Origin of the sequence: Pseudomonas sp. PB105 (assembly GCF_009764655.1) — a bacterium.
In the GTDB taxonomy this organism is placed as follows: domain Bacteria; phylum Pseudomonadota; class Gammaproteobacteria; order Pseudomonadales; family Pseudomonadaceae; genus Aquipseudomonas; species Aquipseudomonas cyclaminis.
Map to the genome: position 1 here is coordinate 1 of NZ_RWIO01000041.1, position 16,987 is coordinate 16,987.

A 16,987-nucleotide genomic window follows, 5' to 3' on the forward strand; every position below is an offset into this window, starting at 1 on the left:
GATGAGTCGGTGCTGATCTACAACGGGGAGCGGCCGCACTTATCCCTGAAATACAAAACGCCCGATGCGGTGCATCAGGCGTTTTGAGACTCAAACAGGTGTAAACCTATTTCAGGACTAGACAGCCGATTTATCGATATTGCAACTTCGCGGGCACGTCCACATCCCACAACACGCCTGGATCCTCCACCTGCACCTCCCGCAACGCTGCCTGGTCAAACAACAGCTTGGCACCGCGATCACCGGTCAGCGCCATCAGGTGCGGCCCGAACGCCCGGCCAAACGCGACGGGATGCCCATACTGCCCCACCTGCACCGGCACACTAATACGCTCTGCCGACACCGCGCCAATCACCTGCTCAATACTCGCTGGCTGGATAAACGGCATATCGCCCAAGACCACCAGCCAACTCTCGGCTGATGCACTGGCCGCAACCGCAGCCGCGATGCTGTCGCCCATCCCCGCTGATTGCAACAGCAAGACCTGACAGCCATAAGCCTCGGCCAAGCGGATAACCTCCACACGCCCCGGCGAGGTCACCACCCAGCGATCCACTACACTCGCCGGCAAATTCATCAGCACCTGCTCGATCATTGGCCGCGTCACGCCGTCCAGGCCGATACATTGTGCCAAGAGTTTGTCCTGACCCGTCTCGGCACGGAACCGGCTGCCCTGCCCCGCCGCCAGCACAATAGCCGTCACGGTCACTCAGCCACCGCCGGCAACGGTTTTTTCTGCATCGGCGCCACGCCGTTCTTGATCGCGACAATTTCCGCCAGCAGCGACAGCGCAATTTCCGCCGGCGTGTGACTGCCGATATGCAAGCCAATCGGCCCATGCAAACGGGCAATCGCCTCTGCCGACAGACCCAGCGCGGCGAGGTTTTCGCGGCGCTTTTGGGTATTGACCCGTGAACCTAGCGCGCCGATATAGAAGGCACTGGAATTCAACGCCGTCAGCAACGCCATATCGTCCAGGCGCGGGTCGTGGGTGAGGCAGACAATGGCCGTGCGTTCGTCGGTCTGGATATTCAGCACCGCTTCATCGGGCATGCCCGGCACAAAGCGGCCATGCTGCTCTTCCCAGCCGTACACGAACTCTTCGCGTGGGTCGCAGATCAGCACTTCGAAATCCAGCAGGCGCGCCATTTCTGCCACATAGCGCGACAGCTGCCCGGCGCCAATCAGCAGCAGGCGCCAGCGTGGGCCGTAGATGGCGCGCAGGCGTTCGCCGTCGAACGTGACCACATCGGTCTTGCTCGCGCCGCTAAGTGTCACTTCGCCAGTTGCCAGATCAAGCACCCGCGCAACAATCTGATGATCCTCGCAGCGCGCCAGCAACTGCGCGACCCAGCCCCAGTCGTCCACCCGCTCTTCGGTCAGGCGCAGCGTACCACCACAGGGCAAGCCAAAACGCGCCGCCTCATCGCGGGTGACACCGTAGGTCACCAACTGCACCGGCGGGCCGTCATCGGGCAAGCGGCCGTCCTGCAGCCGGGCGATCAAATCATCCTCGATGCAACCGCCGGAGACCGAGCCAATCACCACCCCATCTCCCCTCAGGGCCAGCATCGCCCCCGGTGGACGCGGAGCACTGCCCCAGGTCTGGACCACGCTGTACAACACCACTCGCTGCCCGGCGCGGCGCCACTCGAGCACGCTGCGCAGGACATTCAAATCCACACTGTCCATTCAGTCTCCCGCCAGCGTTGTTGATGAAGTATTCATTTACTGTAAAGCAAACCGATTCAAAAGTGGCCGGGCAGAAACGCAAACGCCCCGAACCAGTCGGGGCGTTTGCGGATAGCTATTGGCGTGGATTCACGCCATCAGCGGCTTACTTGACGACAGGTGCCGGGCCTTCGGCCACGCCCAGGTCATCGATTTCGCGGGTTTCCGAGATACCGGTACCGCCGGACGCCAGCTCGCTTTGCAGCTTGTCGGTGTCCAGCTCCTTGACCCACTTGGCCACAACGATAGTGGCAACCGCGTTACCGACCAGGTTGGTCAGTGCGCGGGCTTCGGACATGAAGCGGTCGATACCCAGGATCAGCGCCAGGCCGGCAACCGGGAGGTGGCCTACGGCAGACAGGGTTGCAGCCAGTACGATGAAGCCCGAGCCGGTCACGCCAGCAGCGCCTTTGGAGGACAGCAGCAGCACCAGCAGCAGGGTGATCTGGTGGGTGATGTCCATGTGGGTGTCAGTCGCCTGGGCGATGAACACGGCAGCCATGGTCAGGTAGATCGAAGTACCGTCGAGGTTGAAGGAGTAGCCAGTCGGGATGACCAGGCCCACTACGGATTTCTTCGCACCCAGACGCTCCATCTTGATCAGCATGCGTGGCAGCGCGGATTCCGAGGAGGAAGTACCCAGCACGATCAGCAGCTCTTCACGGATGTAGCGGATCAACTTGATCACGCTGAAACCGTGAGCGCGGCAGATACCACCCAGCACCACCAGCACGAACAGCAGGCACGTGATGTAGAAGCAGATCATCAGTTGGCCCAACTGCACCAGGGAACCTACGCCGTAGGCACCGATGGTGAACGCCATGGCGCCCAGGGCACCGATTGGCGCGAGCTTCATGATCATGTTGATGATGTTGAACATCACGTGGGCGAAGCGATCGATGAAGTCCAGCACCGGCTTGCCGTAGGCACCCAGGCGATGCAGGGCGAAACCGAAGATCACCGAGAACATCAGCACTTGCAGGATATCGCCGTTGGCGAAGGCGCCGACGATGGTGTTCGGAATCACGTTGAGGATAAAGCCGACGATGCTCTGGTCTTTACCGGCGGTCACGTAGGCCGCGACTTTGGAAGCGTCCAGGGTCGCGACGTCGATGTGCATGCCGGCGCCCGGTTGCACAACGTTCACCACGATCAGGCCGATCAGCAGGGCAACGGTGGAAACAATTTCGAAGTACAGCAGCGCGTAGCCGCCGGTTTTGCCGACCGATTTCATGCTTTGCATGCCAGCGATGCCGCTGACAACGGTGCAGAAGATGATCGGGGCGATGACCATTTTGATCAGTTTGATAAACCCGTCACCCAGCGGCTTGAGGGCCACACCGGTCTGCGGGTAGAAGTGACCGAGCAAAATACCGATAACGATTGCAACGATCACCTGGAAATACAGGGATTTGTAGATTGGCTGACGAGTCGTCATTGCAAAATTCCTCAATCGTCCCGTGTGGCAAATATCCGCCATTGCCCACGACACTTGAATTGCGAACCCTCCTGCACTGGAGGGATTTGTTGTTTGCGAAGCCTGTAGGTTCAGGCCTGCGCTGTAATCCTTATCGCAAACGTCGTGCCACTTTGCCGAAAAACGCCAAACGCCTTCAGGCATAAGGGCTGAGGGTTTTCAGGCGCCCTCCCAAGCGCCAGATCCGTTGGCGAGTTTCCGCCACTGTGCCCAATCGCGTCCTACAATTTGGCGGATATCCGCCTTGTCGCCCTGCCGGGTGCTGACTACCATCCGCCATTCCATGGACGAGGGCCCCGCATGCGTGAACGTACCATCGCCAGTCACTACGCCCGGGCCGCCCTCGGCGGTGCGCGTCGGGCCGGTTACGATTATTCGGCCCTGCTGCAACAACTGGGCATCACCCCGGAGCTGCTGACTGAACCTCGCGCCCGAATGGCGCCGGAGCAATTTACCCGGCTGTTGCAAATGCTCTGGTTGGCATTGGACGACGAGTACCTGGGTTTTGCCGACGGTCCAAGCAAACGTGGCACCTTCGCCATGATGTGCCATGCGTTGATCCACTGCCGCACCCTGGAGAAGGCTCTGGAACGCGGCTTATTATTTTATAGCCTATTCCCGCAAGGCCCGCGCTGGCAGCTGACGCGGGAAGGCGAAATGGCCCGACTGAGCCTGGATGACTCACAACTCTGGGACCCGGATCACTTCCTCAGCGAATGCCTGCTGGTGATCTGGCATCGCCTGGGCAGTTGGCTGATCGGCCAGCGTATTCGCTTGCACCAGGCCACGTTCAGCTACCCGATGCCTGCCCACGCCGGGGAATATGACCTGCTGTTTCCCTGCACCCAGGTGTTTGGCGCACCGAGCAGCAGCCTGGTATTTCCCGCCCGCTACCTGAGCCTGCCGCTGTTACAGGACGAGCGCACCCTCAAGCACTTTCTGGAGCGCTCCCCCGCCGACCTGCTGTCACGCCCGGACGAAGGCGACAGCTTGAGCAGCCAGTTGCGTCGCTTGCTGAGCCGCGACCGTACGCCCTGGCCAGACCTGGAAGCCGTTGCGCAGCACCTGCACATCAGCCCGCAAACCCTGCGTCGGCATTTGCGTGAAGAAGGCACCAGCTTTCAGGCGCTCAAGGATGAGTTGCGACGGGACATCGCCATCTACCATCTGGGACGGGCGGATTTGTCGTTGCAGGAGATTGCCGAGCAGTTGGGGTTTTCCGAGCCGTCGGCGTTTCATCGGGCGTTCAAGAAGTGGACGGGGCTGACGCCGGGGGCCTATCGCGCGCAGGAGAGTTAGGGGTGTGTTGTGTGTGAGGGCCTCATCGGGGGCAAGTCGAATCGTCGCACCGCCCCTCCCACATTTTGAATTTATTCACACATCAAACTTTGTGAACACAGTCAAAGGTGGGAGGGGCGGTGCGACGATTCGACTTGCCCCCGATAGAGCCAGCCCAGGCACTACAGACTACACTGCCGGAAAATGGATCTTGAACGCCGCCCCACCCAACGGCGAATCCCCCAAGGTCAGCCGCGCGCCGTAGCTTTCGATGATGTCCTTGACCACCGCCAACCCAATCCCCTGCCCCGGATGCTGGCGGTCCAGCCGCTCGCCCCGTTGCAGAATCCGCGCACGCTGGTCGGGCGGCACGCCTGGCCCATCATCTTCGATGCACAACTCGATGCCTTCGAGATTCTCCGTCAGGCTGACGCGCACTTCGCTCAGGCACAGTCGATAGGCGTTTTCCAGCAGGTTGCCGAGCAATTCGAGCAGGGCGCCCTTCTCGATCGGTACGTCGCAGGCGTGCGGCAACTCAAAGGACACCCTGACGCCCTTGTCGCGGTAGACCTTGCCCAGCGTATCGCACAGGCTTTGCAGCACCGGTTCCAGGCGCACCTGATGGCGTACCAGGCCGCTTTTGCGCAGGCTGGCGCGCTGCAACTGGTAGCTGATCTGCTGGCTCATACGCTCGATCTGCGATTGCAGCACCCAGGCCTGGTCGCGGTCTTCGGGGCGCTTGGCCATGTCTTCGCTCACGCCTTGCAACACCGCGAGCGGCGTTTTCAAGCTGTGGGCCAGGTCATCAAGGGAATCGCGGTACCGCGCCCGTTGTTCACGCTCGCTGTGCAGCAAGCGGTTAAGGGAACCGGTGAGGCGCAGCAGTTCGCGCGGGTGTTGTTCGGACAGGCTTTCGCGGGTGCCGCCTTCGATCTGGTCAAGCTCTTGGCTCAAGCGCCGCAGGGCTTGCAAACCCCAGGTCAGGCCCAGCCACAATAATGTGAGCAGCACCAGCAAGGCGGCACCGAAGCCCAGGTAGAGGTTTTCGCGCAGGCCTTCGAGGGTCAACTGATATTCACGCACCGGTTGCAGGGCAACGATACTGAACGCCGCGCTCTTGCCGCCGAGCAGTTTGACTTCCACGTCGTAGACGAAGAACTCCTGGCCGTCCGCCTCGCGAATCCGCGCAAACTCATTGCCGCGTCCGTCATAGCGCGGCTTGTAATTGATGTTTTCTTCCCGAGTCGCCCGCGAGCGCCACACCAGGTGGCCTTCGCGGTCGTAGATATAGCCGAGCAAGCGGCTGTCGGTGAGGTTGAAACGTTCGTCCGGCAACTGCGCCGGCATCATCAGGCGATTATTTTCGACCCGCGCGGCGGAGATCAGCGTCGTCACGTCCGACGCCAGGCGCTGCTCGATGGAATCCTGCAACGCCAGGCTGAATGCGCCCTGCATGGCCGGTAGCAGGCCGAGCATAAACAACACGGCCAAGGTCGCGGCCGCCAGCATCAAGCGCACGCGTAACGAGCGGATCAACGGCAGCGCTCATTGAACAGGTAGCCCAGGCCACGCACGGTGTCGATCGGCTTGAACCCGGCCGGGCCTTCCAGCTTGCGGCGCAGGCGACCGACCAAGACTTCAATGACGTTTGGATCGCGCTCGTCGTCATCCGGGTAGAGCTGCTCCATCAAGCGATCTTTGGCGACGACTTGCTGGTGATGGCGCATCAAGTATTCAAGGATGCGGTATTCGTAGGCAGTCAGCGCCAGCGGCTGTTCGTCGAGGGACGCTTGCTTGCGGTTGAGGTCCAGCAGCAAGGGCCCGGCAACGATGGTCGACTGGGTGAACCCGCTGGAGCGACGCAGCAAGGCGTTCATGCGCGCCTCCAGCTCTTCGAACTGAAACGGTTTGACCACGTAGTCGTCGGCGCCGGCGGCCAGGCCTTCGACCTTGTCCTGCCAGTTGCCGCGCGCGGTGAGGATCAGGATCGGAAACGTCTTGGCCTGGCTGCGCAGTTGGCGGATCAGGTCCAGGCCGCCCATGCCGGGCAAGCCGAGGTCGATGATCGCCAGGTCATGGTTGAATTGACCGGTCTGGTACAGCGCCTCTTCGGCATTGGCCACAGCCTCGACCACGTGGCCGCTGTCGGTCAGGCGGGTAAACAGGTGATGACGCAGCAGCGCCTCATCTTCCACCACCAGCAATTTCATAAGGCTCTCCAAAGCAAATCAACTGTCCGACAGGGGGACATCATAGCGGCCCTGCAGGTCTTGCGGGCGCAGTTTAATGCCATTGAACCGGCCGCTCAGGTGCGCATAACCGGTGCGGTACGCCGGCTGTGGTGCAGTAACGCCCAGTGACTGGCCCCAAGGCGTAGGCTGACTGCTTGCGTCATCAAAGCTGACGCGTTGAATCAAGGTGCTGGTTTTCTTGGTTTTCTCGCGACCGAATGCGGCAAAGTCACCATCAGAGGCCTGGACCCCGGCGGTGGCACTAAGCATGGTCAACGCCAACATCAGCTTTTTGATCGCAGTCATGGTGTTACCTCATACGCGTTTGGCTGTTGGAACCAGCCTACGCAAACGCCCCTGAACTCCCCCTGAACAGGCGGCACACCGCTGCGGGCTATCCTCTGGCGCGTCAACTCGGCAAACTACCGCCCATGAACCGTCTACCTGCTTGCTGCACCCCACTCAACGACCACTGGCCGCTGCCCGAACCTTTACCGGGCACGGTGTTCATCGGCACCCGCTTCGACCCGGCGTTGTTGGCGGCGGGTGATTTCCAGCACTGCGCCGTGCCGCCACCGGCGAGCATCCAGCGCTCGGTGGCCAAGCGCCAGGCCGAGTTCCTGGCCGGTCGCCTGTGCGCCCGCGCAGCCTTGCAACAGCTTGACCAACTTGAATGCGTCCCGGCCATCGGCGAAGACCGTGCACCGGTCTGGCCTGGACACATCAGTGGCTCCATCACCCACAGCACCGGGCATGCTGCGGCGGTTGTCGGGTACAAGGCGCAATGGCGCGGGCTGGGAATGGACCTGGAAAATGTACTGACGCTGGAACGGGCGGAGCGGCTGGCCGGGGAAATTCTGACGGCTGATGAGCTGCAACGTATGGCCAACGTGCCGCGAGAGCAGATTGCGTTGCTGGTGACGCTGACGTTTTCGGTCAAGGAAAGCCTGTTCAAGGCGCTCTACCCGATTGTGCAGAAGCGCTTCTATTTTGAGCATGCCGAGGTGGTTGAATGGACCGAGGCCGGCCATGTGCGCTTGCGGCTGCTGACTGACCTGTCCAGCGAGTGGTGCCACGGCAAGGAGCTGACTGGGCAGTTTGCGGTGGATGACGGGCAGTTGTTGAGCCTGGTGGCCGTTGGTGCCTGATCGATCGCTATCGGGTGTCAGGTTTTGTCCTGATCCCTCGGCCAACTCAGGCTGAAGCACGCCCCGCCCAGGTTGTTGCTCTTGCTGATCAGCGCCCGCCCGCCGTGCCAATAGATGATCCGTCGCACAATCGACAAGCCCAGGCCATGGCCGCCGGAAGCGCGGGTGCGGCTGTCGTCCAGTCGCAGGAACGGCGTAAAGATACGCTCCCATGCACTTTCCGGCACACCAGGGCCGTCGTCCTCCACATCGATGCGACAGCGCACCTGCCCCACCTGATAACTGATCAGCACCTGGCCCTTGGCATGGCGCATTGCGTTGCTCACCAGGTTTTGCAGGGCGCGGTGCAAATAGCGGGGCTCGGCGTCGACCCAGGCGTCGTCCCAATGGGCCGATGACAAGCAGATTCCCCGCGCCACCGCCACCTGCGCACGCAGTGGCGATAATTCGCCAATCACCTGATCCAGCAACGCATTAAGGTCGACCCGCTGAAAAGTCAGCTGCGGCGCGCCCTGTTCGAGCCGTGCGTAGGTGAGCATTTCATCCACCAGGCCATCAAGGTCCTGGATATCGCCGTCCATGCCTTCCAGGTACTTGCGCCGGGCCTCGGGTGTGGCAGCATCGCCGATCATCTCCAGGCCGAAGCGCAGGCGCGCCACCGGTGTGCGCAGTTCGTGGGACACCGCACGCACGAGCTCGCGCTGGATCGCCAGCAATTGCTGCAAGTGCTCGGCCATGCCATTGAAGGCGGCGGCGAGGCGGCCCACCGAGTCCGCGCCCCGGGCGGGCACGCGCACTTCCAGGTTGCCCTTGGCGATGCGTGTCGCCGCGGCTTCCAGGCCACGGAGCCGGCGCTCAAGCTGGCGTACCAATAAATAGACGATGAGGCCGATCAGGGTCAGGCCGATCAAGGCGATAAGGACCAGCCATTGCACCGGATACGGGTTCATTTGATACAGCGGGCCAAGTTCCAGTACCCAGGGCGTGCCAACGATGCCGGAGAACACGCGGATCGAGTCGCCGCCCTTGCCCAGGGCCATCACCGTGTCACCCTCCGACACACGACGGCGCTGGTCGTCGTCCATGTCGGCCTGATCGAGGGTCATCAGGTGCATTTCAAAGCCAAAGCCCTTGGCTTGCTTTATATCCGCCAACCGTTGCGGCTGCTCGGCCACGGGGAAGCGCACCAATTCGTCGGCCAGCAGGTAAATAGTCGCACGGGCCAGTTGTTCGCTGATCTGCTGCACCTCACCCGTCAGCACCCATTGCTCTTTATCGCTGACCAGGCGCAGCACCCGGGCGGCATGGGGCCCAGTCTGCTCGACCAGTACCTGGCCGCGTTGCAGGCGGTTGCGCTGGCTGAGGTCCAACTGCGCGTCGGTGAGGCTGCGCAGCTCCAGGGGGATGCCCAGCAAACGCTCCCACACTGCCAGGGCGCGTTGGCGTTCGATGGCGCTCATAGGCTGCAGGTTGTCGCCCATCAGGGCGAAGGTGCCGTGGGCCAGGCGCTCGCGGTACTGACCACTGCGCACCTCGTTAAGCAGGTGCAGAGCCAGCACGCCCAGCAGCGCCACCAGGATCAGCGCCGCGCACATGCCGCCATAGATGCGCAGGAAGATCGAGTTCACAGCGGCACGTCGGCGCAGGCTTCGGGAACGAACAGGTAGCCTTTGCTGCGAATGGTCTTGATCAGGCGCGGATGGATCGGATCGTCGCCGATTTTCGGGCGGATGCGTGAGATGCGCACATCGATGGAGCGGTCCTGGCCGTCATAGCCGATGCCGCGCAGGGCGATAAAGATTTCTTCGCGGGACAAGATGCGTCCGGCATTCGCCACCAGCAGCCACAGCAGGTCGAATTCGGCGCTGGTCAGTTCGATACTGCCGTCGTGCAGCCAGGCTTCGCGCAGGGCGTTGTCTACTACCAATGGGCCGAATTGCAGGCGCCGCTGGTTTTCCACAGTGGCGGGTTCGGCCGGCTCGCTGCGCCGCAGCAGCGCCTGGATGCGCGCCAGCAACAGGCGCGGGCGCACGGGCTTGCACACGTAGTCATCGGCGCCCATGTCCAGGCCCAGCACCTGGTCCATGTCGTCGGTGCGGGCGGTGAGCATCAGGATCACCCCATCGTAGCGCTCGCGTACCTTGCGGCAGATGCTCAGGCCATCTTCGCCGGGCAACATCAGGTCGAGGATTACCAGGTCGGGTTGCTCGGCGATGATCCGTGCGGCGGCCAGGGCTCCGTCGCCTTCGACCGCCACGCGCAGGCCGTTGCTTTCCAGGTACTCACGGGTCAGTTCAGCCAATCGCTCGTCATCCTCGACGATCAGGATTTGCCAGGCTTCTTGCTCCATGCGCTACCTCGATTCTAATTATTGTCATGTACGGGAAGCACACTACTGCCTCTATTGAAGGTCGATTGTAGCCATGCCCCAACCCTCAAACACAAGCCGGTAAATCCATTCGGTGATCGCGTTTTTTTGTGATAGGGTTCGCGCCCTCAAAAATCCAACCGGCTGTTTTTAACTTGGAATATTCAGTGACAAACGGCCGAATCCAGCAGCACTGCGGCCTACACGGGTGTTCTACGTTTCATACACATTTTACCCACAGCGTTATCCACAGGCAGTGCGTTGCTAAGCCCCCCAAAACGCATTATCTTGTACCTCGGCGCTAAAAAAACCCTACATGTAGGGTTTTGAGCGAAAAGACCCAACACAAATCAGACAAGAAACTCAAGCCCTTTCTTGCTCCTGTTTGGTCGAACCCAAGCATTTTTTGAAAGCCCAAACCGCTCAAGCGGATGGCAGCCGTTTTCAAGCTCCAACAGCGGAAAACGGTACGGGTGTTGCAGTGCTGGAAGCTGGCAACTGTCACCCATCAGGAATACGGCCAGGGGCATTCAAGCCCCGAACCGAAGACTTCGGCATGGAAGCGGCGCGAACAGCCCCCTTCCTCCTGTCCCGAAGTTGTTATGCCAGGCCCAGGCCTGTTGTAAATGCTTCAGGACGGAACGGTGGGCACCTTGATGGTGCCCAAATAAATACAGAATGTGGAGACAACCCCCCATGCAAACCGACACAACTCGCGAGAACCCGCAGGGCTCCGTGCCGCAGGCAGCAGATTCGAATATGGATCTGTCCGCCACTGCACCTGGCCAACTGCGCGTGATCAAGCGTAACGGCACTGTCGTTCCTTACACCGATGACAAAATCACCGTCGCCATCACCAAAGCGTTTCTTGCAGTTGAAGGCGGCACCGCTGCCGCTTCGTCGCGCATCCACGACACCGTTGCCCGCCTGACCGAACAAGTCACCGCGACCTTCAAGCGTCGCATGCCATCGGGCGGCACGATCCACATCGAAGAAATCCAGGACCAGGTCGAACTGGCCCTGATGCGTGCCGGCGAGCAGAAAGTCGCACGCGACTACGTGATCTACCGCGACGCCCGCTCCAAGGAACGTGCCGTGCGCACCCCGGCCGAAGAAGCCGCCGTGCAAGCGCACCCGTCGATCCGCATCACCCTGGCCGACGGTTCGTTTGCACCGCTGGACCTGGGCCGCCTGAACACCATCATCACCGAGGCCTGCGAAGGCCTGGAAGAAGTCGATGGTGACCTGATCCAGCGCGAAACCCTGAAGAACCTGTACGACGGCGTGGCCCTGACCGACGTCAACACCGCCCTGGTGATGACCGCCCGTACCCTGGTTGAACGTGAGCCGAACTACTCGTTCGTGACCGCGCGCCTGCTGATGGACACCCTGCGTGCCGAAGGCCTGGGCTTCCTGGGCGTGGCTGACAGCGCCACCCACCACGAGATGGCTGACCTGTACGCCAAGGCCCTGCCTGCCTACATCGCCAAGGGTATCGAATTCGAATTGCTGAACCCGATCCTGGCCACCTTCGACCTGGAAAAACTCGGCAAGGCGATCAACCACGAGCGTGACCAGCAGTTCACGTACCTGGGCCTGCAAACCCTGTACGACCGTTACTTCATCCACAAGGACGGGATCCGCTTCGAACTGCCGCAAGTGTTCTTCATGCGCGTGGCCATGGGCCTGGCGATCGAAGAGAAGCACAAAGAAGACCGTGCGATCGAGTTCTACAACCTGCTGTCGTCCTTCGACTACATGTCGTCGACGCCGACCCTGTTCAACGCCGGTACCCTGCGTCCACAGCTGTCGAGCTGCTACCTGACCACCGTGCCGGATGACCTGTCGGGCATCTACCACGCAATCCACGACAACGCCATGCTGTCCAAATTCGCTGGCGGCCTGGGCAACGACTGGACTCCGGTGCGTGCCTTGGGTTCGTACATCAAGGGCACCAACGGCAAGTCGCAAGGCGTCGTGCCGTTCCTCAAAGTCGTGAACGACACCGCCGTAGCGGTCAACCAGGGCGGCAAGCGCAAAGGCGCTGTGTGTGCGTACCTGGAAACCTGGCACATGGACATCGAAGAGTTCATCGAGCTGCGCAAGAACACCGGTGATGACCGCCGTCGCACCCACGACATGAACACCGCCAACTGGATCCCGGACCTGTTCATGAAGCGTGTCTTCGATGACGGCCCATGGACCCTGTTCTCGCCATCCGAAGTGCCGGACCTGCACGACCTGACCGGCAAGGCTTTCGAAGAGCGTTACGAGTACTACGAAGCCCTGTCCCAGTACCCAGGCAAGATCAAGCTGTTCAAGACCATCCAGGCCAAAGACCTGTGGCGCAAGATGCTGTCCATGCTGTTCGAAACCGGCCACCCTTGGCTGACCTTCAAGGATCCATGCAACCTGCGCAGCCCGCAGCAGCACGTGGGCGTGGTTCACAGCTCGAACCTGTGCACCGAGATCACCTTGAACACCAACAAGGACGAGATCGCCGTTTGCAACCTGGGCTCGATCAACCTGCCGAACCACATCGTCAACGGCAAGCTGGACACCGCCAAGCTGGAACGCACCGTCAACACCGCAGTACGCATGCTCGATAACGTAATCGACATCAACTACTACTCGGTGCCACAGGCGCAGAACTCCAACTTCAAGCACCGTCCGGTCGGCCTGGGCATCATGGGCTTCCAGGATGCGCTGTACCTGCAGCACATTCCTTACGGTTCGGATGCAGCGGTCGAGTTCGCCGACAAGTCCATGGAAGCGGTCAGCTACTACGCGATCCAGGCTTCCTGCGACCTGGCCGACGAGCGCGGCGCCTACGAGACGTTCCAGGGTTCGCTGTGGTCCAAAGGCATCCTGCCGCTGGATTCGCAACAGATCCTGATCGAGCAACGTGGCCAGAAGTACATCGATGTTGACCTGGAAGAATCCCTGGACTGGGCGCCGGTACGTGCCCGTGTGCAGAAAGGCATTCGTAACTCCAACATCATGGCCATCGCGCCGACCGCCACCATCGCCAACATCACTGGCGTATCGCAGTCGATCGAACCGACTTACCAGAACCTGTATGTGAAATCGAACCTGTCGGGCGAATTCACCGTGATCAACCCGTACCTGGTTCGCGACCTCAAGGCCCGCGGCCTGTGGGACTCGGTCATGATCAACGACCTGAAGTACTACGACGGTTCCGTGCAGCAGATCGAGCGCATCCCGCAAGAACTCAAAGAGCTCTACGCGACTGCCTTCGAAGTGGACACCAAGTGGATCGTTGACGCCGCCAGCCGTCGTCAGAAGTGGATCGACCAGGCTCAGTCCCTGAACCTGTACATCGCCGGCGCTTCGGGCAAGAAGCTGGACGTGACCTACCGCATGGCTTGGTACCGTGGCCTGAAAACCACTTACTACCTCCGTGCCCTGGCCGCGACCAGCACCGAGAAGTCGACCATCAACACCGGTAAGCTGAACGCTGTGTCCAGCGGCAACCATGGTGATGATTCGGTACTCGCTGCTCCAGCCGGCCCGGCACCTGTGCCAAAGGCCTGCGCGATTGACGAGCCGGATTGCGAAGCTTGCCAATAAGCTGAATCCGCCTTGGGCCTGATTTCCCAAGGCTGAAAAGCCCTCGATATGCCTACGGTGTATCGGGGGCTTTTTTTGCCAGATACATTTCCACCGTCCACAAAAAAGCCCCTCTTGCGAGGGGCTTTTTTGTGGAGCGTTACCGCATCACGTCATCTGAATGATGGTCTGCATGATGGTGCTCTGGGTGGAGATAGTCTTGGCGTTCGCCTGGTAGTTGCTCTGGGCCTTGATCAGGTCCACCAGCTCGTTGGTCAGGTTAACGTTGGAGTTCTCCAGGGAGTTGGCCACGATCGAACCCAGGGTGCCGGCTTGCGGGGTGTCGTAACCCGGCTGGCCCGAGGAGAAGGTCTCTCTCCAGGTAGTGCCGCCTGCCGGTTGCAGGCCCTGTTCGTTGTTGAAGCTGGCCAGGGAGATCTGGCCGATGGCCTTGCTCTGCTGGTTGCTGAACGTGGCGAACAGTACACCGTTGCCGTCGATTTTCAGGCCGGTGATCTGGCCGGTAGCGTAACCGTCAGTGGTCGGCGGGTTGCGGTAGCTGGCCGAGTTGTACTGGGTGATATTGCCCATGTTCACGGCAATAGGACCGGCAGTCGCGTCGTTCGGCGTCCAAGTGCCATCGGTCACCGACCCTGGAACCCAGCCAGTGAGTGTCAAGGTCTTGCTGCTCACGCCGCCGGTCACAACGTCCTTGAGCTTACCCGCGCCATCAAAGGTAATGGTCGACGGCACAGGAGCAGTGGTACCGGTCGTTGTCGGCTTGGAACCATCCAGGTTACGGCCGTCGATCAACGTGTAGGCGTTCCACTCGTTGGCGTCGGTTTTCACCATGTACTGCACCATGGCGTGGGAGTTGCCCTGGGAGTCGTACAAGGTGGTGCTGTACTGAGTGGTAAACGTGGTGGTGTCGGCAGGGTTGAACGGCTTGGTAGTCTGGTTGATCACCGGCTCCGACGAGTTCAGGTTACTGGTGGAGTCCACTTTGGTGGACGCCTTCGGCGGCAGGTAAGACAAGTTCAGTTGCAGGTCGGTCAAGCCGCCCTTGATGATCTTGCCGTCATCATCCGCCGCGTAACCTTGCAGGCGCGAGGTGCCGGTGTTGTTGGTGATGTAGCCGTCTTTGTCGGCGCGGAACGCACCGCTACGGGTGTATTCCAGGGAACCGTCGCTGCCCTTCTGCACGAAGAAGCCGCCGCCCTGGATCGCCATGTCCAGCACGCCGCCGCTGCCGTTGACGTCACCCTGGGTGAACTGCTGGGACACCGCCGCCAGGTTCACGCCGTTGCCGATGCTGTTCTGCCCGGTGCCCAGTTTGGACGCGGCGTAGATGTCGGCGAATTCCGCACGGGACGACTTGAAGCCAGTGGTCGCGACGTTGGCGATGTTGTTGCCGGTCACGTCCAATTGTTTGTTGGCCGCATAGAGGCCGCTAAGGCCGATATTAAAAGACATGTTTCTCTCCCTCTGCCGTAGTTAGCCGGCTCTATGTACCGATAGTCTGAATTTGCGACAGTTTGACGCTGCCCATGCCGCCTGCAAGGTTCAGCAGCATTTCGCCGCCGGTCTTGCTCAATGTAACGCTGGTCACTGTTGCAGGCAGCGAAGTGGCCAGGGCCACTGAATCGCCCTTGTCGTTCTTGGTCGTGGCCGCGAAGGTGTAGGTGCCCGCTGGAGCCACCTCACCCGCGTCGTTCTTGCCATCCCAGATAAAGTCCGAGGTGCCGGCGCTCTGGGCGCCCATGTCGATGGTGCGCACCACGTTGCCGTCTTTGTCGGTGATCTTGATGGCGACGTTGCCGGTGGCAGCAGTCACCGCCACCGAACCGTTCATGCTCTTGCTCGTATCCACCAGGGCCTTGTCGGTCTGGGTGATGATCGAACGCCCTACCAGCGACGAAGCTTGCAGCGCCTGCGAAGAGCTGAAGTTGCTGGAGATTGCATTCACCGAGTCGTTCAGGGTGTTGATGCCTTCCAGGCTGCTGAACTGAGCCAACTGGGCCACGAATGCACCGTTGTCCTGAGGCGACAGCGGGTCCTGGTTTTTCAGTTGGGTGACCAGCAGTTGCAAGAATGCGTCCTTGCCCAACGACTGATTGCCGGTGGCCGCAGAAGCCGTGCTTGCGACATTGTTTGTTGCAGTGCTGACCTTGGAATTGAAAAGGTCCTGGACTGCTGAATTAGTAGTCGTATCAACGATGGCCATTATTTGGCGCCCCTTATCACTGACCCAGGGTCAGGACCTTCTGCATCATGGTTTTGGCGGTGTTCATCATTTCCGCGTTGGTCTGGAACGAGCGGCTGGCGGAAATCATGTCGGCCATTTCCTCGACCACGTTGACGTTCGGGTAGTACACGTAGCCTTTTTCGTTCGCCGCCGGGTGGTTAGGCTCGTAGCGGGCTTCGAGGTTGCTCTGGTCTTCGACCACGCCAAGCACCTGCACGCCTTTGCCGGCTGCGTCCTGCTCCTGGAACAGCGAGTCGCTGCCGCCGTTCTGACCGGCCTGGAACATGGTGGCAAACACCGGGTGACGGGCACGGTACGTCTGGTCAATGCTCGACGACACGGTCTCGGCGTTGGCGATGTTACTGGCGACGGTGTTGAGCCGCGTGGTCTGGGCGCTCATGCCGCTACCGGCAATATTGAAAACACTGGACAGGGACATGGCTTACTCTCCACGCAGGGCTGACATCAGCCCTTTGAATTTGCTGTTGAGCAGGGTAAAGCTGGCCTGGAAGTTCACCGAGTTCTCGGCATACGCCGATTGCTCCAGCTGGGCGTCGACGGTGTTCTGGTCGATCGACGGCTGCATCGGCGTGCGATACAGCAACGACTCGTCACCACTGCTCAGGCCTTGCGCTTCGATATGACGGTTGTTGGTCATGTTCAAGGCGAAGGTGCCGTTCTTGGTCTTGTCCTGCTGTGCGGCGAGCACGGCGGAGAAGTCCAGATCCCGAGCCTTGTAGTTCGGGGTGTCGGCGTTGGCAATGTTATTGGCCAGGACTTCAGCACGCTGGGCGCGGAAGCCCAGGGCTTGTTCGTGGATACCGAGCGCTTTATCGAAGCTGATGCTCATGGCGGAAACCTTTAGGCTGACCTGCTGTTCGTTAACTGGGTTATAGCAAGGCGCATGCCAGTTTCTGAAAAGCCCATGAATCAAGGGTT

The 16,987-nt window shown here is 60.7% G+C and carries 15 protein-coding genes; 3 read left to right on the forward strand and 12 right to left on the reverse strand.

Going from position 1 to position 16,987, the window contains the following annotated elements; translation table 11 throughout:
• Positions 1–130: 130 nt before the first annotated feature.
• The 3 genes from EJD88_RS10365 to EJD88_RS10375 all read right to left on the reverse strand — a co-directional run bounded on the left by EJD88_RS10365 (position 131) and on the right by EJD88_RS10375 (position 3,169).
• Positions 131–709, reverse strand: a complete 579-nt coding sequence (locus EJD88_RS10365) for an NTP transferase domain-containing protein (RefSeq protein WP_158877900.1) — start codon at positions 707–709, stop codon at positions 131–133.
• On the reverse strand, positions 706–1,692 hold the full coding sequence (locus EJD88_RS10370) for an XdhC family protein (RefSeq protein ID WP_158877901.1): 987 nt from the start codon (positions 1,690–1,692) through the stop codon (positions 706–708). The genes EJD88_RS10365 and EJD88_RS10370 overlap by 4 nt, the downstream gene beginning before the upstream one ends.
• 145 nt (positions 1,693–1,837) lie before the next feature.
• On the reverse strand, positions 1,838–3,169 hold the full coding sequence (locus EJD88_RS10375; protein WP_099587180.1) for a dicarboxylate/amino acid:cation symporter: 1,332 nt from the start codon (positions 3,167–3,169) through the stop codon (positions 1,838–1,840).
• 339 nt (positions 3,170–3,508) lie between these two features.
• On the opposite strand from EJD88_RS10375, the gene EJD88_RS10380 reads away from it, so the two are divergent.
• Positions 3,509–4,507 carry an AraC family transcriptional regulator gene (locus EJD88_RS10380; protein WP_099587181.1) on the forward strand — a complete coding sequence of 333 codons (999 nt, stop codon included), beginning with the start codon at positions 3,509–3,511 and terminating at the stop codon, positions 4,505–4,507.
• Between the two features lie 168 nt (positions 4,508–4,675).
• Here the strand turns inward: EJD88_RS10380 and EJD88_RS10385 are convergent, their stop codons facing one another.
• Genes EJD88_RS10385 through EJD88_RS10395 form a run of 3 tightly spaced genes read right to left on the reverse strand, consistent with a single transcriptional unit; the run spans position 4,676 to position 7,023 of the window.
• Entirely contained in the window at positions 4,676–6,022 is a 1,347-nt protein-coding gene (locus tag EJD88_RS10385; protein ID WP_112196507.1) for an ATP-binding protein, read from the reverse strand.
• Positions 6,019–6,696: a response regulator gene (locus EJD88_RS10390; RefSeq protein WP_017138377.1), complete on the reverse strand. Its 678-nt coding sequence runs from the start codon at positions 6,694–6,696 to the stop codon at positions 6,019–6,021. The genes EJD88_RS10385 and EJD88_RS10390 overlap by 4 nt, the downstream gene beginning before the upstream one ends.
• Positions 6,697–6,714: 18 nt before the next feature.
• Entirely contained in the window at positions 6,715–7,023 is a 309-nt protein-coding gene (locus EJD88_RS10395; protein WP_158877902.1) for a hypothetical protein, read from the reverse strand.
• A gap of 125 nt (positions 7,024–7,148) precedes the next feature.
• Here EJD88_RS10395 and EJD88_RS10400 point away from each other — a divergent pair, with 125 nt between their 5' ends.
• Positions 7,149–7,865, forward strand: a complete 717-nt coding sequence (locus tag EJD88_RS10400; RefSeq protein ID WP_158877903.1) for a 4'-phosphopantetheinyl transferase — start codon at positions 7,149–7,151, stop codon at positions 7,863–7,865.
• 17 nt (positions 7,866–7,882) lie between these two features.
• On the opposite strand, the gene EJD88_RS10405 is transcribed toward EJD88_RS10400, so the two are convergent.
• Positions 7,883–9,493: an ATP-binding protein gene (locus EJD88_RS10405; RefSeq protein WP_158877904.1), complete on the reverse strand. Its 1,611-nt coding sequence runs from the start codon at positions 9,491–9,493 to the stop codon at positions 7,883–7,885.
• Complete coding sequence (locus EJD88_RS10410) at positions 9,490–10,215, reverse strand: response regulator (protein WP_158877905.1); 726 nt, start codon at positions 10,213–10,215, stop codon at positions 9,490–9,492. The genes EJD88_RS10405 and EJD88_RS10410 overlap by 4 nt, the downstream gene beginning before the upstream one ends.
• A gap of 714 nt (positions 10,216–10,929) precedes the next feature.
• Between EJD88_RS10410 and EJD88_RS10415 the strand changes: the two genes are divergently transcribed.
• Positions 10,930–13,824, forward strand: a complete 2,895-nt coding sequence (locus EJD88_RS10415; protein ID WP_099587187.1) for a ribonucleoside-diphosphate reductase subunit alpha — start codon at positions 10,930–10,932, stop codon at positions 13,822–13,824.
• Positions 13,825–13,971: 147 nt separating this feature from the next.
• Here the strand turns inward: EJD88_RS10415 and flgE are convergent, their stop codons facing one another.
• Genes flgE through flgB form a run of 4 tightly spaced genes read right to left on the reverse strand, consistent with a single transcriptional unit; the run spans position 13,972 to position 16,898 of the window.
• Complete coding sequence (gene flgE / locus EJD88_RS10420; protein ID WP_099587188.1) at positions 13,972–15,276, reverse strand: flagellar hook protein FlgE; 1,305 nt, start codon at positions 15,274–15,276, stop codon at positions 13,972–13,974.
• Positions 15,277–15,307: 31 nt separating this feature from the next.
• Positions 15,308–16,027, reverse strand: a complete 720-nt coding sequence (gene flgD, locus EJD88_RS10425) for a flagellar hook assembly protein FlgD (RefSeq protein ID WP_099587189.1) — start codon at positions 16,025–16,027, stop codon at positions 15,308–15,310.
• A 16-nt stretch (positions 16,028–16,043) separates the two neighbouring features.
• Entirely contained in the window at positions 16,044–16,487 is a 444-nt protein-coding gene (gene flgC / locus EJD88_RS10430; protein ID WP_003175632.1) for a flagellar basal body rod protein FlgC, read from the reverse strand.
• A 3-nt stretch (positions 16,488–16,490) separates the two neighbouring features.
• Positions 16,491–16,898 carry a flagellar basal body rod protein FlgB gene (flgB, locus tag EJD88_RS10435; protein ID WP_017529461.1) on the reverse strand — a complete coding sequence of 136 codons (408 nt, stop codon included), beginning with the start codon at positions 16,896–16,898 and terminating at the stop codon, positions 16,491–16,493.
• Between the last annotated feature and the right edge of the window lie 89 nt (positions 16,899–16,987).

What these genes read in the sequence shown, in the direction of transcription:
- EJD88_RS10415 (WP_099587187.1), top strand. Translation starts at nt 10,930, where the DNA reads ATGCAAACCGACACAACTCGCGAGAACCCGCAGGGCTCCGTGCCGCAG.
- EJD88_RS10370 (WP_158877901.1), bottom strand. Translation starts at nt 1,692, where the DNA reads ATGGACAGTGTGGATTTGAATGTCCTGCGCAGCGTGCTCGAGTGGCGC.
- flgD (WP_099587189.1), bottom strand. Translation starts at nt 16,027, where the DNA reads ATGGCCATCGTTGATACGACTACTAATTCAGCAGTCCAGGACCTTTTC.
- flgE (WP_099587188.1), bottom strand. Translation starts at nt 15,276, where the DNA reads ATGTCTTTTAATATCGGCCTTAGCGGCCTCTATGCGGCCAACAAACAA.
- EJD88_RS10380 (WP_099587181.1), top strand. Translation starts at nt 3,509, where the DNA reads ATGCGTGAACGTACCATCGCCAGTCACTACGCCCGGGCCGCCCTCGGC.
- flgB (WP_017529461.1), bottom strand. Translation starts at nt 16,898, where the DNA reads ATGAGCATCAGCTTCGATAAAGCGCTCGGTATCCACGAACAAGCCCTG.
- EJD88_RS10410 (WP_158877905.1), bottom strand. Translation starts at nt 10,215, where the DNA reads ATGGAGCAAGAAGCCTGGCAAATCCTGATCGTCGAGGATGACGAGCGA.
- EJD88_RS10390 (WP_017138377.1), bottom strand. Translation starts at nt 6,696, where the DNA reads ATGAAATTGCTGGTGGTGGAAGATGAGGCGCTGCTGCGTCATCACCTG.
- flgC (WP_003175632.1), bottom strand. Translation starts at nt 16,487, where the DNA reads ATGTCCCTGTCCAGTGTTTTCAATATTGCCGGTAGCGGCATGAGCGCC.
- EJD88_RS10400 (WP_158877903.1), top strand. Translation starts at nt 7,149, where the DNA reads ATGAACCGTCTACCTGCTTGCTGCACCCCACTCAACGACCACTGGCCG.
- EJD88_RS10375 (WP_099587180.1), bottom strand. Translation starts at nt 3,169, where the DNA reads ATGACGACTCGTCAGCCAATCTACAAATCCCTGTATTTCCAGGTGATC.
- EJD88_RS10395 (WP_158877902.1), bottom strand. Translation starts at nt 7,023, where the DNA reads ATGACTGCGATCAAAAAGCTGATGTTGGCGTTGACCATGCTTAGTGCC.